The sequence below is a fragment of the Streptomyces yerevanensis genome (genome assembly GCF_000716805.1).
Lineage (GTDB): Bacteria > Actinomycetota > Actinomycetes > Streptomycetales > Streptomycetaceae > Streptomyces > Streptomyces flaveus.
In genome coordinates this window covers 1-13,624 of the sequence record NZ_JNWJ01000022.1, presented here as the reverse complement: position 1 = coordinate 13,624, position 13,624 = coordinate 1, and the positions used below count along the sequence as shown (strand labels likewise).

Below are 13,624 nucleotides of genomic sequence, written 5' to 3'. Positions count from 1 at the left end.
AGGGAGGATCCCGAGCGGGAACAGCGCCGCGCCGTGCGCCGACGCCGCAGGGCCCGACTGCGAGCCGCGGGTCGGGCGCAGTCGGCGAGTCACCGGGTCAACTCGGATTGCACTGCCGCGAATGCCTCGTCCAGATGGTCGGCCAGCGGCCCACGGCGTTCCAGGCTGCTCCAGATCTCGATGGCCAGGGGCAGTGTGCCGACTCCGGCCATGGCGACCAGCCGGAGTGCCTGCTGCCGTTCAGGGTCCGGCCAGCGTTCGGCCAGGGCCTCGGCGATGATCCGCTCCTGGCGCTCATGGTTGGAGTGCTTGCGGGCGGGAAGGGTCTCCGTCGACCGCATCAGCCGGTCGAGTGCTACCGGCCCGGCCGCTCGGGCTCCATTCGGAAGCAGACGAGGCGGGTCTTCGCGGCGGCCGTGCGCAGCTCGTCGTCGGTGGGCTGCCGGTCGCCTGGGAGGCCGAGCATCAGCCCCTTGGCGGCCTTGGGCCCTTTGCGCCGGCCGAACTCACCCAGCAGGGCGGCGACTTCCTCAGGGTCCTCGACGACCGTCGGGACGGCGCCGTGGTCCTGGCCCCGGATGCGCAGCCGGACGGCGGACCCTTGGCGCATGCTGGGGATCCAGCCGAGCTGGGAGGACATGGCGAGCACCGTGCCGGGATCCCAGTCGAAGTAGCCGATGGGGACCGTGAATTCGCGGCCCGTCCTGTGCCCCTTGTACGTGAGCAGCATCAGGCGCCCGCTCAGCGGCTTGTGGAAGCGGGAGGCGAGCAGCGGCCGTACGACCTTGTTGGCGGCTCGGAAGATCTTCACCAAGGGTGGCCTGGTTGCGTTCGCCGCGGGCGTGCCGGAGGTGCTCACCAGATGCCGCCGGGGACGGTGTGGACGATCTCGGCCTGGTCGCGCTTGGTGTAGGCGTCCCAGTAGTGCTCGGCGATGGTCTCGGGCTCGGTGCCGGGACCGCTGCCGATGAACACCCCGATGGCCACGTGCGCGGTGTGCACCCCGTGCTCGGCGAGGTCGATACCCAGGGCCATGGCGTAGTTACGCAGGGCCGCCGCCGCGACGCCGATGCTGCCGAACGCGCCGCCGAGCGGTCGGACCGAGGAGGCGCCCGTGGAGAACAGCAGGGTGCCACTGCCGCGTTCGAGCATGGCGGGCAGCACCTGACGGACCGCGGCGACCGCTCCGTACAGGTAGTAGTCGAGCTGCTTGTGGAGGTCCTGCGCCGTGGCGTCGACGGCGGCGGCGCCGGCGAAAGTGGGGTCGGCGGGCGAGTACTCCAGTACGTCGACGGCCCCGAACCGGTCGGCGACCGCGGCGAGCGCCGACTGCAGTGAGTCGGGACGCGTCACGTCCGCGGCGAAGCCTGCGGCCTCGATGCCCTCCTCGGCGAGCTGCGCGGCGAGCGCGTCGAGCTTGTCCTGGGTCCGGGAGACCAGGGCGACCTGGAAACCCTCCCTTCCGAAGCGGCGGGCGATGGACAGGCCCAGGCCGGGGCCTGCCCCGATGACGGCGATGACGGGCATGGGTGGTGCTCCTCCGGTCGGACGGCCTGAATGGATGAGGCGCACTTCCCGCCACGACAGCGGTCAGGACTGAAAGTCGAGGGCAGCCTCATGTTCTTGGATCGTAGCAGAGAAATATGAGGCACCCCTCCGGTTGGTAGGCTGAGTGACATGGCCATCGACCCTCCGTCCGCCTCCGCCGGGAACCCGGCACCTGTCCGCCCCCTGCGGCGCGACGCGCAGCGCAATCGCGAGGCCCTGCTCACCGCGGCCCGCTCCTGCTTCGCCGAGCAGGGCATGGAGGCACCCCTGGAGCAGGTGGCCAAGCGGGCCGGGGTGGCCATCGGCACGCTGTACCGGCACTTCCCCACCCGGCTGGACCTGGTGCAGGCGACCTTCGCCGAAAAGCTGGCCGTCTGGCGGGAGGCCGCCGAGAAGGCCGTCACCATGGATGACGCCTGGGCGGGGCTGTGCCACTTCCTGGAGACCATGTGCGAACTCCAGGCACAGGACCGGGGGTTCAACGACTTGGCCTCCATACGGTTGCCGGAGAGCGCCTGCCTGGCGGGCGCCCAGACCCGCATCCGCGAACTCGGTGTACACATCGTCGAGCGTGCGCAGGAGCAGGGCAGCCTGCGCCCCGACCTCACCCCCGAGGACCTTGCCTTCGTCATCTGGTCGCACAGCCGCGTCACCGAGGCCACCCACGCCATCGCCCCGGACGCCTGGCGCCGCCACCTTTACCTTCTGCTCGACGGCTTCCGAACCGACCGCGCCCACCCGCTGCCGGCGCCGCCGCTCACCGAGGAGCAGCTGTACCGCGCCATGATCAGCCTCGGCGGAAACGGGGCCTGCGGCGCCTGACCGTCGGCACGCGTCGTTGTCTCAAGGCGCCGCGGGAGCCCCTTCCCGGCGACCAGGCCGAGCCGGTACGCCTCCGTCCCCGCGACGCAGAGTTCGCGGAGGCGTTTGGTGACCTCCGCGTGCACCGGCGACACGGCGTGCGTCTCGAAGGCCGCCTCAGGGCTGGCCACCCGCTATGACAAGACACCCGAGAGCTATGCCGCAGGACTCCACCTGCGCGGGTCCATCCTCTGGTTACGCAGCCTTCCAGCCCTCCCGTGACCTCAACTCAGAACAGGCCCTAGGGCGCCCGGGCCTCAGGAGTGCGCAAGGAGTCCGCGTTCCAGGGCGACGACGACGGCGCGGGTGCGGTCGCTGACGTCGAGTTTCGCGAAGACCCGCAGAAGGTGCGTCTTCACCGTGGCCTCCCCGATGACCAGGCGACGGCCGATCTCCGCGTTGGACAGGCCGTCGGCGACCGCCTTCAGCACGTCCCGCTCGCGGGCGGTGAGCACGACCGGCTCGGGGCGGCGCATCCGGGCCACGAGACGCTCCGCGACCTTGGGCGCGAGGACCGTCTCACCGCGCGCCGCCGAGCGGATGGCGTCGGCGAGCTGCTCGCGGGTGGTGTCCTTGAGGAGGTAGCCGACGGCGCCGGCCTCCACGGCTCGTTCGATCTCGACGTCCGTGTCGTACGTGGTGAGGATCAGCACCCGGGTGGCCACCGGCAGGGCGACGATCTCGGTGGTGGCGGCCACGCCGTCGAGCACCGGCATGCGCAGGTCGAGGAGGGCCACCTCGGGGGCGAGCCGCTCGACGAGGGCGACGCCCTCGCGGCCGTCGCTCGCTTCGCCGACGATCTCTATCGTGGGCTCGTTGGCCAGCAGGGCGATGACTCCGGCGCGCATCACGGCGTGGTCGTCGACCACGACCACGCGGATCCGGTCGTACGCGGTGTCGGTCATGGTCAGTCCTGACTGTGCGTGGGAAGGCTGGCGAGGACACGGGTGCCGTCCCCGAGGGAGCTGGTGACGGCGAGTTCACCGTCGAGCTCGGCCAGCCGTCGGCGCATGCCGTCGAGGCCGAAGCCTTGGGAATCCTCGACGACGAAACCGCAGCCGTCGTCGGTGATCTCCAGCTCGACACCGCCCGCGAGTTCGGTGAGGACGACGCCGACGGTGGAGGCGCCCGAGTGTTTGCGCACGTTGGCGAGGGACTCCTGCGTGCAGCGCAGCAGGGCGACGCGGGTGCGCTGGTCCAGGTCCATGTCGGGCAGTTCGGCGGTGACGGTGAGGCCGGTGTCCTGGACGAAACGGTCCAGGGTTCTACGCAGGGTGGTGGCCAGCGAGCCGGGTGCGACGCCGCTCTCGGGGGCGGAGCCGACGAGCACCCGGGCCTCGGCCAGGTTCTCGCGCGCGGTCTGCTCGATGGAGGTGAGCTGCTCGGCGCAGCGCACGGGGTCGGTGACGGTGGCGGAACGGGCGGCCTCCGCGAGCACCACGATGGAGGCGAAGCCCTGGGCGAGGGTGTCGTGGATCTCCCGGGCGAGCCGTTCGCGCTCCTCGGCCGCGCCCTGCCGCTGATACACGGCCGCCAACTCCTCCTGGGTGACGGCCAGTTCGGCGGTCAGTTGCTCCTGTCGCTCGTTGCTCTGGCCGATGAAGCGGTGCAACCACAGCCCCAGACCCACCCCTGCGGCGTAGGCGACGACGGTGAACACCACGTTTCCGGTGAGGAATTGAGGGCTCCAGCCCTGGCCGAGCGTGCCGCCGATCACGGTGAGGGCCGCGGCGGCCCCGCTGAGCGTGATCGCGTCCCGCGGGGCGCTGGTGAAGAGCCAGAACTGCGGCAGGGACACCACGTAGAAGGCGGCCCCACCGTCCAGGAGGTAGGACGTCGCGCCCAGGACGAGGGCGAGGACGGCGAGGTAGGTACGGGGAAGCAGGACGGGGTTGTCCGGTCGGACGAGAACGACGGTGTGGCACAGCGCGATCAGGGTGAGCAGACCGAGCATCCAGTACTTCAGGGCCGACGACTCGTCGAACACGGCGATGGCCGGGGGCAGCAGGCCGAACAGGATCCAGCCTGCTGCGTTCCAGCGGCGGATACGGTCCTGGGTGAGCCGGTCACCCGGCTGCTGCTGCCACTGACTCACGCTGATTCACCTCGTGCGTGGAGGAGTTGAGGGGCCGACGGTCGAGTCGATCAGCCTACCGATTCCAGGGGGCGGGAGGCCTGTTCGGTGCTGCGGCGGGCACGGCGCACTCCGCGCGAGGGCCACCAGTTGGCCTCGCCGAGCAGGAGCATCATGGACGGCAGAACCAGCATACGGATGACGAAGGCGTCCAGGAGGACGGCGACCGCGAGGCTGAAGCCGATCTGCTTCATCTCGATCAGGTGCAGGGCCGCGAAGCTGGCGAAGACCGTGACCATGATCACGGCGGCGCTGGTCACCACGCCCGCCGAGCTGCCGACGCCCTCGATCACGGCCTTGCGGGTCGGGACTCCGCGCAGGGCGGCCTCCCGGACCCGGCTGATCACGAAGACCTGGTAGTCCATCGACAGGCCGAACAGGATCACGAAGAGGAACAGCGGGACACGGGTGCCGATCGAACCGGTGGAGGTGAAGTCGACCAGGCCTTCGGCCCAGGTGTGCTGGAAGACCATGACGAGAATGCCGAGCGAGGCGGCGGCGGAGAGAAGGTTGAGGAGGATGCCGACCAGACCGAGGACCACGGAGCGGAACGCCCAGACGGTCATGGCGAAGGTGACCAGGAGCAGTGCCCCGATGATGAGGGGCAGCTTCTGTTCCTGGTGGGCGGGGTAGTCGGTGTAGCGGGCGACGTCACCGGTGACCGCGGTCTCGGCACCCTTCACTTGGCCGACGGTCTCAGGGAGGTATGTGTCGCGGATGTCCTTGAGCGACGACTGGGCCTTGTCGCTGCTGACGTAGTGCGGGACCTGTAGCTGGAGCATGCTGATCCGCTTGTCGGGCGACGTGGTCAGCTGGGAAGTGCCGCTCAGGCGCGGGTCGTCCTTGACGTCGGCGGCGAGTTCGCGCAGGGCGGCGGTCACCTCGGGCGAACGGTCGGCGTCGGCGCGGACGACGACCTGGTGCATGGACTTCAGCTCCGGGTAGGCCGCGTTCAGCCGGTCGTAGACCTGCATGGCGGCGATGGAGCGGGAGTGTGTCTCGCGGCCCATGTCGGTGAGCTTGAGGCCGAGGACCGGGGCGGCGAGGGCGAGCAGCGCGACAACGGTGACGGTGAGCGCGGCGATGGGGTGCTTGGCGACGGGGCGCAGCACCGCGGCGGTCAGGCGGCCGGGGCCGGTCTTGTGCGTCTTCTGCTTCTTCGGCGCGAGCCCGCGGGCCGTCCGGCGCTCGGCACGGCGCTCGGCGCGCATGCCCAGTTTGGCGAGGAGGGCGGGCAGCACGGTCAGGGAGCTGACGACGGCGACGAGGGTGACGAGGACCGCGCCGGTGGCGATGGACGAGAAGATGACGTCGTCGGCGAGGTAGAGGGTGGCGCTGGAGACGGCGACCGCGAGGCCGGAGACGACAACGGCCCGGCCGGACGTGGCGGCGGCGAGTTCGACGACGGCCTGCGGGCTCAGTTTGCCGCCGGCGCGGGCCCGTTCCTCACGTTCGCGCTTGAGGTAGAAGAGCGTGTAGTCGACGCCGACCGCGAGGCCGATGAGCAGGATGATGTTGGTGCTGATGCCGTTGTCGGGGAAGACGTGCGAGGCCACCATCGTCAGGCCGACGGCCGCGGCGATCGAGGACAGGGCGAGCAGCAGCGGTACGAGGGCCATCGCCACGGAGCTGAAGACCAGCAGCAGGGTGATGAGGGTGACCGGCAGGGCGATCATCTCGGTACGCGCGAGGTCGTCGCCGCGCAGCTTGTCGACGCCCTCGCTGATGGAAGGCGATCCGGTCTCCTCGACGCGCAGCCCGGGGTTGGCCTTCTGCACGGCCGCGGTCTGCTCGAGCAGCGGGTCGACGTGCTCCTTGCCCTCCAGTTCCGGGCCCTTCATGGTGACGGTGACCCGCACCGCCGTGTTGTCCGCGCCGCGCACCGGGTCGGCGACGGAGAACACCTCGGGCAGCTTGCCCATCCGGGCGGCGACATCGGCGGCGGCCGAGTCGGCCGCGGCGATGTCGAGCTTTCCGGTGCCCGGATTCGCGGTGATCAGGACGTGTTCGACGGGGCGCTGCTGTAACCCGCCCTCCGCTGCGATCGCCTCGCCGCGTCCCGCCTCTCCGATGCGGAAGTCCTCGGTGGTGGCCGCGTTGGTGCCGACGGTGATGCCGATACCGAGGCACAGGACGACGAACACGAACCAGCCGACGATGCCCCGCCAGGGGTGGGCGGCGCTCCAACGAGCCATGCGTACGGGAAGATTCTTCATGTCATCCATGCTCTTCGTCGGGGGTGTGGTGCCGACAGCAGCGACCGGTTGAACTTGAGGTCCACCAACTGGTGGACCCCCGTCCGGCGAAGAGACCGGATCGCTTCAAGGACGCGGGCTCACTTGGCCCGGCTGTCCCGGCGCCGGGCTTCTTTCAGGACCTGCGCGGGAGTCCGGCTCTGCGCACGGCTGCGGCTTCCCGGGTCTCCGTCATCTCAGGCCCAGATCGCGCAAGGAGCGCAGGACGTAGGCCTCGACCACAGCCACGAAAGGAACGGACGGCTGGCCTCGCCGCACGGAGGCGCTGTGGTGGACCAGAGGAGTGCCGACGGCCTGCCCGCGCAGCCACGTGTCCAGTGTGGAGCGAGGAATCTGCAAGTACTGGCGTGTGGCTCGGCTACCCGTGCGGAGGTCGGGCGTCGGCGGAGGCGTTCAGTCCAGGTGGGCGATGAAGGTGCGCCAGGCGCGGGGGGTGAAGGCGATCACTGGGCCGGTGGGGCGCTTGCTGTCGCGGACGGGGACGAGGGCGGGAAGGTTGTCGGCGACCTCGACGCATTCGCCCTGCCCGCCGCTGTAGGTGCTGATGCGCCATGCCGCTCCAGCGAGGGCGGGGGTGCTGTCGGTGACCTCGACGCAGTTGCCCTGCCCGCCGCTGTAGCTGCTGACGCGCCATATCGCTTCTGCGGGAACGGGCGAGGGGAAGTGGTCCCGGCTCATTGCGTGTACTCCTTGGCGATACGACGGATCAGCGTGAGCGATTCCGTTGGCGGCAACGCCGACGTGCGAGCGTCGTCGAAGAGTTCGCGGTAGTGGGCCACCTCGGACTCCTGCTCCATCCAGATGTTGCCGATCGGGGTCTCTGTCAGGACGAGGTCCAGCGCTGACACCCGCGGGAAGCTCAGCAGTAGGTATGGGCCGAACATACCTGAATGCGCACCGCGCGAGAACGGCAGTACCTGGACGGTGATGTTGGGCATTTCGGCCATGGTTGCCAGGTGTTCTAGTTGATCGCGCATGACGGCGGGTCCCCCAACCTGCTGGCGGAGAACGCCTTCGGCGAGTACGGCCCAGAGCTCCAACGGCGCCTCGCCGGCGAGCCGTTCCTGCCGGGCGATCCGCACTTGTACGAACTGGTCGATCTCCTCCGCCGTCTTCCATGCGCTAGACGCCACGGTGATCGCTCGTCCATACGCGGGTGTTTGCAGGAGCCCCGGGACCAGCTGAGCCTGGAACGTCTTGATGCCGTCGCAGATGTTCTCCATCTCGATGTAGTCGCGGTACGTATCAGCGAGGACGGCACCGTACTGATGCCACCAGCCTTCGCGTCGACGCCGGTTGGCTCTGCGGGCGAGGGAGCCGAGGCGTTCGCGCGTCTCCGAGTCCCCGACTTCGTATGCCTGCATGAGGGCGATCAGGTCTGGGGTGCGCACGGGCACGTGACCGTTCTCGATGCGGCTGATCTTCCCCTTGGTGCAGTCGAGCGCATCGGCCGCTTGCGTAGTGGTCAGACCCGCGGCTTCACGCAAGCGCCTTAGTTCGTCGCCCAGTTGGCGCCCGAGCACGGTGGATGGTTTGACGTTTGGCATACGTACCTCCCTACCAGGGCTGTTGCCGAACTGCCCGCAGATTACTCGAAAGGGTGAATTGAGGCCTGACTCTCCCTTCAACGTTGCGCCATCTCACCGTTTCGCGGCACCCTTTTCGTGGCGGGAGTCCGAACTTCCGCAGGCTCGCGGGGACTTGAGCACCATCTATCGACCCTCAGGGGGGCGTCATGACAGAGACCTTCGGCTCGAACGAGGTCACCTTCCGGCTGCCCCGTTGCCGCCGCAGCGTGCCGAGATCCCGAGCGGCGCTGCACGCCGCGCTCGGCGAATGGGGCGTGGCCCAAGGCGTCCTGGACACCGCCGAGTTGGTGCTCTCGGAGCTGGTCACCAATGCGTTGCGCGTACCCGTGCCGAGTGATCGGCAGGTGGGCGTACAGATCGCGCGATCGCTGGAGGACGGCCTGCTGCGGCTGGAGGTCAGCGACGCGGGCTCGGGCAGGCCCGAAGTGCGGGAGCCCGGTGACGACGAGACCGGTGGGCGTGGGCTGTTGCTCGTGGAGGCGCTGGCTCACCGCTGGGGAGTTGACGAGCGCGCGGGTGGGATCGGGAAGACCGTATGGGTGGAGCTCAAAGCGCCGGACATCGTGGCTGAGCCTGTTGAGCGAGAGGTCGCCGCCGTCATGGTCCGGCCCGGACAGCGCGTGCGGGCGCGGGGCGAGTGGCGTGCTGTCCGTACTGTACGAAGTGAGCGGTACGCGACCGGTGGACTCGCCGTCGTGCTGGGGCTGGACGAGGGCCCGGCACTGCGCGTGCCCGCGGCCGAGCCGCTGGCCGTACGGAGTGAGGACGGCGTGAAGCGGACCGGCCGGGGCTCACTGCGGGGGCAGATCCACACCCCCGACGACTTCGATGAACCACCCGACGACCTTGCCGATGCTTTCAGGATGCGCTGATGCACCGACTCCCGGCGCATCACCGGGACTTGGGCGCGGTGGTGGGCCCAGAGGGGTTTTCAATTGCTGGTCTTCAAGGTCGAGTGAGTGAGCGTAACCATGTGTGAGTGAGTGTCGTTGTCAGAGCATGAATCTCACGGAATGGGCGAAGGCGCAGGGCGTGCATCCGCAGACCGCGTATCGCTGGTTCCGTGAGGGGACGCTGCCGGTACCCGCTCAGCGGGTCGGCCCGCGCACGATCCTCGTGAACGTGGGGGTCAATGCCGCGCCCGAGGCGATCGGCGGGCTAGGCCTGTATGCCCGTGTCTCCTCCCATGACCAGAAGACCGACCTGAAACGGCAGGTCGCCCGGCTGTCCCGGTGGGCGGCGCAGGCCGGTCACCGGGTGGTGCGGGTGGAGAAGGAGATCGCATCCGGTATGAACGGTGCCTGCCCCAAGGCCAAGCGGCTGCTGGCCGATCCGGACGTGACCACGGTGGTGGTCGAGCACAAGGACCGGCTGGGCCGGATGAACATCGAACTTGTCGAAGCCGCCCTGTCCGCACATGGGCGCCGCCTCGTGGTCCTTGATGACGGCGAGGCCGAAGACGACCTGGTGCGCGACATGGTGGAGGTGCTGACCTCGTTCTACGCTCGCCTGTACGGTCGCCGGTCGGCGAAGAACCGGGCCCGCAGGGCTTTGGAGGCCGCCGAGCATGGCTGACTCCACACTGCGCACGATCGAGGCGCCGTTCGTTGCGCCGGGCCCGTCCGGGGTGGCGATCCGCACCAGCATCAAGGGCATGTCCCAGCGGGACCGTGAGGTGCTGCCCCTAGTGGGCGCACACCTGGGTTCGCTGGCTTGCGCCGACCTCAAGGCACGTTGCCGGGCGGGTACCGATCACGACAGCGACCAGTGGGCGGAGCGCAAGCGGGCCCTGACCGAGGAGTCGTCCTCGCGCTGGGCCGGGAGCATCACGAAGGCCACCCACGACCAGTGGGGCCTCTCGCGCCGTGCCCAACTCGCCCACATCCAGAACCTTGAGGCCGGGGTGCACACGATCGCGCACCGCCTGTCCCAGCCGGTCGGGGAGAAAGGCACGAAGCGGGCGCCGGGCGGCTACCGCACGAAGCAGGAGTGGTTCCAAAAGACCCGGCGCCTGCATGTGCTGGAAGACCGGCTGGAGCGCGAGCGGTCCGACCGTGAGGCCGGTGTCGTGCACGTGGCGCGGGGCGGGAAGCGACTGGCTCGCAACCGGCACAGTCTGGAAGCCGCCCAGCTCACCGAGTACGAGTGGCGCAGGCGCTGGGATGCCGAACGCTGGTTCCTCCAGGCAGACGGGGAGTCGGGGAAGCGTTTCGGGAACGAGACCATCCGCGTCAGCTCCGACGGCGAGGTCAGCATCAAGCTCCCGGCTCCGCTGGCGCACCTGGCCAACGCCCCGCGCGGCCGGTACGTGCTCGACGGCCGGATCAACTTCCGGCACCGCGGCGAAGAGTGGGCCGACCGCGTATCGGCGAACCGTGCTGTCGCCTACCGCATCCACCTGGACGTGGACCGGGGCCGCTGGTACCTCACCGCGTCGTGGACGATCCCGCCGGTCCAGACCGTTCCCCTGACCGTAGCCAGGGCGAACGGGCTCATCGGTGTGGACACCAACGCCGACCACTTCGCAGCGTGGCGTCTGGATGAGCACGGCAACCCGATGGGTGAGCCCCGCCGATTCTTCTACGACCTCGACGGGCCGGCCACCTACCGGGACGCCCAGGTGAGGCACGCCCTCACCCGCCTCCTTCGCTGGGCACGGCGCGAAGGCGTCTCCATCGCGATCGAGGACCTGGACTTCGGCGCGGAGAAGACGCGGGAGAAACACGGCCGCAGGAAGCAGTTCCGCAAGCTGATCTCCGGCATGCCCGTCGCCGAACTGCGGGCACGGCTCGTGTCCATGGCCGCCGAACTCGGCATTACCATCGTCGTCGTCGACCCCGCCTACACCTCCCGCTGGGGCGCCGAGCACTGGCAGAAGCCCCTCAGCAGCAAGAACCGCAAGGCCACCCGCCACGACGCCGCCGGCGTCGCGATCGGGCGACGCGCTCTCGGACACCGCGTCCGGCGACGGACGGCACCGCCCCCACACGACCAGAGCGATCGTGTGGGGCATCGGACCGCCCAGGCCGGACACGGCACCCGCGGGCGTGAGGAAACCCGCCCCCGCATCCCCGGACCACGGACACGATCCGTGTCGCCGGACGCGGCGCGAACGCGGGTGACCAGCGCATCCACAACCGTTCGGGATGCGCCAGTTGACCAGGTTTGGGTCCAAGACTCACTCCTGCTCACTGATTAGGAACGGTGCCAGTCCCACAGCGTGAGCACTTCTCCCCGCCACGTTCACGCATCGCTCGTCTGAGCGCCTGAAGGACAAACTCCCCCTGCGTGTTCACGCTCTGCGCGACAGGGGCCATGGGCCCGCGACGCGGAAGCGTCCTGCGGGTTTGCGCGTCCGCGCGGGACTGTACCGACCTGTCCCCGGCCATCGCCCCGCCGGGCATGGCGTACGAGCAGGCCGGCTCCCGCAGCCTCCCCGGCGGGCGGGTGCGGGTCCGCCGGCACTTCGAGGCAGGCGCGTTCTCCGGGCCAGGCGGCCCGCCCCTGCCGAACGGGGACGAGGACACATATGTACGTGAAGTGCCGATCCCGCATCTGCGGTTGGCGGAGTTCAGGGAGTCGAAGCCACGGTGCGCGGTCCGGTCGGTGCGTGGGATGTCCCGCCACCCCTGTGGCGCAGGACACACCCGTCCGCAGCACGCTGCGGACACCTCCGCGAACGCACTCAACAGCCGCTGGCCACGGTCGTGTTACCCGACGCGCGACCTGACGGGAGCCCTCAGCCTGGATCTTGAACGCTCAACAATACCCGCCGGTTGGGACAAATGACCCTGGTGACGGAAATGCGCCTCCGTCGACCATGCGGCCTGTGAGGTTGCTGTGGCTTACCGGGTCTGGTGTGACACGGCCCGCGTACATCCCACCGACCTCGCCGGTGTCCAGTCGGAAGCAACTCCTGGATACGCACGGCGTCGTCCGCTCCCCGAGCGGACGACGAAGGCATCGGAAGACGACGGAGGCATCGGAAGACAGAAGACATCGCATGGGGGGCGAGCACACTCCGCCCCCCCATGCGATGCCTCGCACAGATCACTGAAGCACCGACTGCCCGTTGGGGGCCGAAGCGGCCATCAGCCCTCGATCGACAACCAACACCACCACGATTCAAGGAGCAACCATGGAGATGACCCCAGCCTCCGGCACCGGGCGGGCGCCCAGCGCCCACGCGCACAGACGCCGTTCCCGATGGCTCAGCGGGAAGTTCCTGGCGCTCTTCCTCGCCGTGGCGACGCTGCTGGGCGGCGGAACGTGGTTCGTCGCGTCCCAGGAGCAGCAGGCGAGCGCCGCCGTCGACGACGGTAAGAACTTCCAGTTCCCGACGGAGAAACTGGATACCGCGATCGCCTACTGGATGAGCCGGGGCTTCCCCTTCGGCAGGCGGAGCGACCGGATCGACATGAGCGACCCCAACGACCCCACGAACGCAGCGACAAACCGGGTCGGCCACATCATGCGCGGAGGCTTCTTCCTCGACGCCGCCGCCGGGGATCTCACCAATTTCATCCGGAGCATCCCCGGGACGCAGGAGCCGCAGCTCCTCGAGTACGACATCGACATCCGGCCGACCCGGGGCACGAATCGCGGTGACGAGCGGATCGTCCGGGACAACGTCAACGGCTTTATCTTCTACACCCCCAACCACTACACGGACTTCCACCTCTACCAGTACCTGGAGGGCCCCAACGCATCGGACGTGACCATGCCCGTGCCTGCCCCCGTGTGCCAGGAGAGCGGAGGATCCATCACCTGTCCCAACCCCACAGCGGGTGCCCCTGCTCTGCAGGTCACGGAGGAGACGCCCACCGCCGAGGAGCTGGCCGACCAGCCCGCCGAAGGGCCGGAGACCCCCGGCGCCAACAGCAACGACGCCCCCGTCAACAACCCGGAGTTCGAAGCAACGAACAGTGACCTCCTGGGGATAGCGCAGCAGAGGGGCGACAACCAGGCGTCGGAGTGGGCAGTCCTCATCACCGCACTCTGGAAGCTGTTCCTGGACCCCAGTAACAGCAGCCCCAAAACCGAGCTTTGATCGCTGACCTGACCTGCGGAATCAGGGCCTCTTGGCAGCTCGCGGACGTCGAAATCCGCGAGTACCAGGGGCCCTGATTCCTTGCTCCTCCACGAGCGCCGGAAAATCGCCAAAAAAATCTTGGCCGGCGATGTCGAGAACCCGTGACCGGCTCCGTCCCCGAGGTGAACGCGCCCACAATGGGTCG

14 protein-coding genes are annotated in these 13,624 nt (G+C 69.1%); 5 read left to right on the top strand and 9 right to left on the bottom strand.

Going from position 1 to position 13,624, the window contains the following annotated elements; translation table 11 throughout:
* Positions 1-89: 89 nt before the first annotated feature.
* Genes OP79_RS23380 through OP79_RS23370 form a run of 3 tightly spaced genes read right to left on the bottom strand, consistent with a single transcriptional unit; the run spans position 90 to position 1,527 of the window.
* Positions 90-341 carry an acyl-CoA-like ligand-binding transcription factor gene (locus OP79_RS23380; RefSeq protein WP_051744850.1) on the bottom strand — a complete coding sequence of 84 codons (252 nt, stop codon included), beginning with the start codon at positions 339-341 and terminating at the stop codon, positions 90-92.
* Positions 342-355: 14 nt separating this feature from the next.
* Positions 356-811: a PNPOx family protein gene (locus tag OP79_RS23375; RefSeq protein ID WP_245685427.1), complete on the bottom strand. Its 456-nt coding sequence runs from the start codon at positions 809-811 to the stop codon at positions 356-358.
* A 44-nt stretch (positions 812-855) separates the two neighbouring features.
* Positions 856-1,527, bottom strand: coding sequence for an SDR family NAD(P)-dependent oxidoreductase (locus OP79_RS23370; protein ID WP_033322548.1), 672 nt, complete (start codon positions 1,525-1,527; stop codon positions 856-858).
* 150 nt (positions 1,528-1,677) lie between these two features.
* Between OP79_RS23370 and OP79_RS23365 the strand changes: the two genes are divergently transcribed.
* On the top strand, positions 1,678-2,370 hold the full coding sequence (locus OP79_RS23365) for a TetR/AcrR family transcriptional regulator (RefSeq protein WP_033322546.1): 693 nt from the start codon (positions 1,678-1,680) through the stop codon (positions 2,368-2,370).
* 296 nt (positions 2,371-2,666) lie between these two features.
* Here the strand turns inward: OP79_RS23365 and OP79_RS23360 are convergent, their stop codons facing one another.
* The 6 genes from OP79_RS23360 to OP79_RS23340 all read right to left on the bottom strand — a co-directional run bounded on the left by OP79_RS23360 (position 2,667) and on the right by OP79_RS23340 (position 8,345).
* Complete coding sequence (locus OP79_RS23360) at positions 2,667-3,314, bottom strand: response regulator (protein WP_033322544.1); 648 nt, start codon at positions 3,312-3,314, stop codon at positions 2,667-2,669.
* Between the two features lie 2 nt (positions 3,315-3,316).
* On the bottom strand, positions 3,317-4,504 hold the full coding sequence (locus tag OP79_RS23355; RefSeq protein ID WP_033322542.1) for a sensor histidine kinase: 1,188 nt from the start codon (positions 4,502-4,504) through the stop codon (positions 3,317-3,319).
* 50 nt (positions 4,505-4,554) lie between these two features.
* Positions 4,555-6,759, bottom strand: a complete 2,205-nt coding sequence (locus tag OP79_RS23350; protein ID WP_033322644.1) for an MMPL family transporter — start codon at positions 6,757-6,759, stop codon at positions 4,555-4,557.
* Positions 6,760-6,969: 210 nt separating this feature from the next.
* Positions 6,970-7,137 carry a hypothetical protein gene (locus tag OP79_RS58280; protein WP_425428593.1) on the bottom strand — a complete coding sequence of 56 codons (168 nt, stop codon included), beginning with the start codon at positions 7,135-7,137 and terminating at the stop codon, positions 6,970-6,972.
* A gap of 54 nt (positions 7,138-7,191) precedes the next feature.
* Entirely contained in the window at positions 7,192-7,476 is a 285-nt protein-coding gene (locus OP79_RS23345) for a DUF397 domain-containing protein (RefSeq protein WP_033322540.1), read from the bottom strand.
* Positions 7,473-8,345 (bottom strand): helix-turn-helix domain-containing protein, encoded by an 873-nt coding sequence (locus tag OP79_RS23340; protein ID WP_033322537.1) that lies wholly within the window; start codon positions 8,343-8,345, stop codon positions 7,473-7,475. The genes OP79_RS23345 and OP79_RS23340 overlap by 4 nt, the downstream gene beginning before the upstream one ends.
* Positions 8,346-8,533: 188 nt before the next feature.
* On the opposite strand from OP79_RS23340, the gene OP79_RS23335 reads away from it, so the two are divergent.
* The 4 genes from OP79_RS23335 to OP79_RS23320 all read left to right on the top strand — a co-directional run bounded on the left by OP79_RS23335 (position 8,534) and on the right by OP79_RS23320 (position 13,437).
* Positions 8,534-9,259: an ATP-binding protein gene (locus tag OP79_RS23335; RefSeq protein ID WP_078491963.1), complete on the top strand. Its 726-nt coding sequence runs from the start codon at positions 8,534-8,536 to the stop codon at positions 9,257-9,259.
* A 127-nt stretch (positions 9,260-9,386) separates the two neighbouring features.
* The gene (locus OP79_RS23330) at positions 9,387-9,962 is read left to right on the top strand and encodes an IS607 family transposase (RefSeq protein ID WP_033322536.1); all 576 of its coding nucleotides are present in this window, start codon (positions 9,387-9,389) and stop codon (positions 9,960-9,962) included.
* A complete protein-coding gene (locus tag OP79_RS23325) occupies positions 9,955-11,586 on the top strand; it encodes an IS200/IS605 family element transposase accessory protein TnpB (RefSeq protein ID WP_033322534.1) in 1,632 nt (543 codons plus the stop codon). Before OP79_RS23330 ends, OP79_RS23325 begins: the two co-directional genes overlap by 8 nt.
* Positions 11,587-12,525: 939 nt before the next feature.
* Positions 12,526-13,437, top strand: a complete 912-nt coding sequence (locus tag OP79_RS23320) for a hypothetical protein (RefSeq protein ID WP_033322533.1) — start codon at positions 12,526-12,528, stop codon at positions 13,435-13,437.
* Positions 13,438-13,624: the final 187 nt, after the last annotated feature.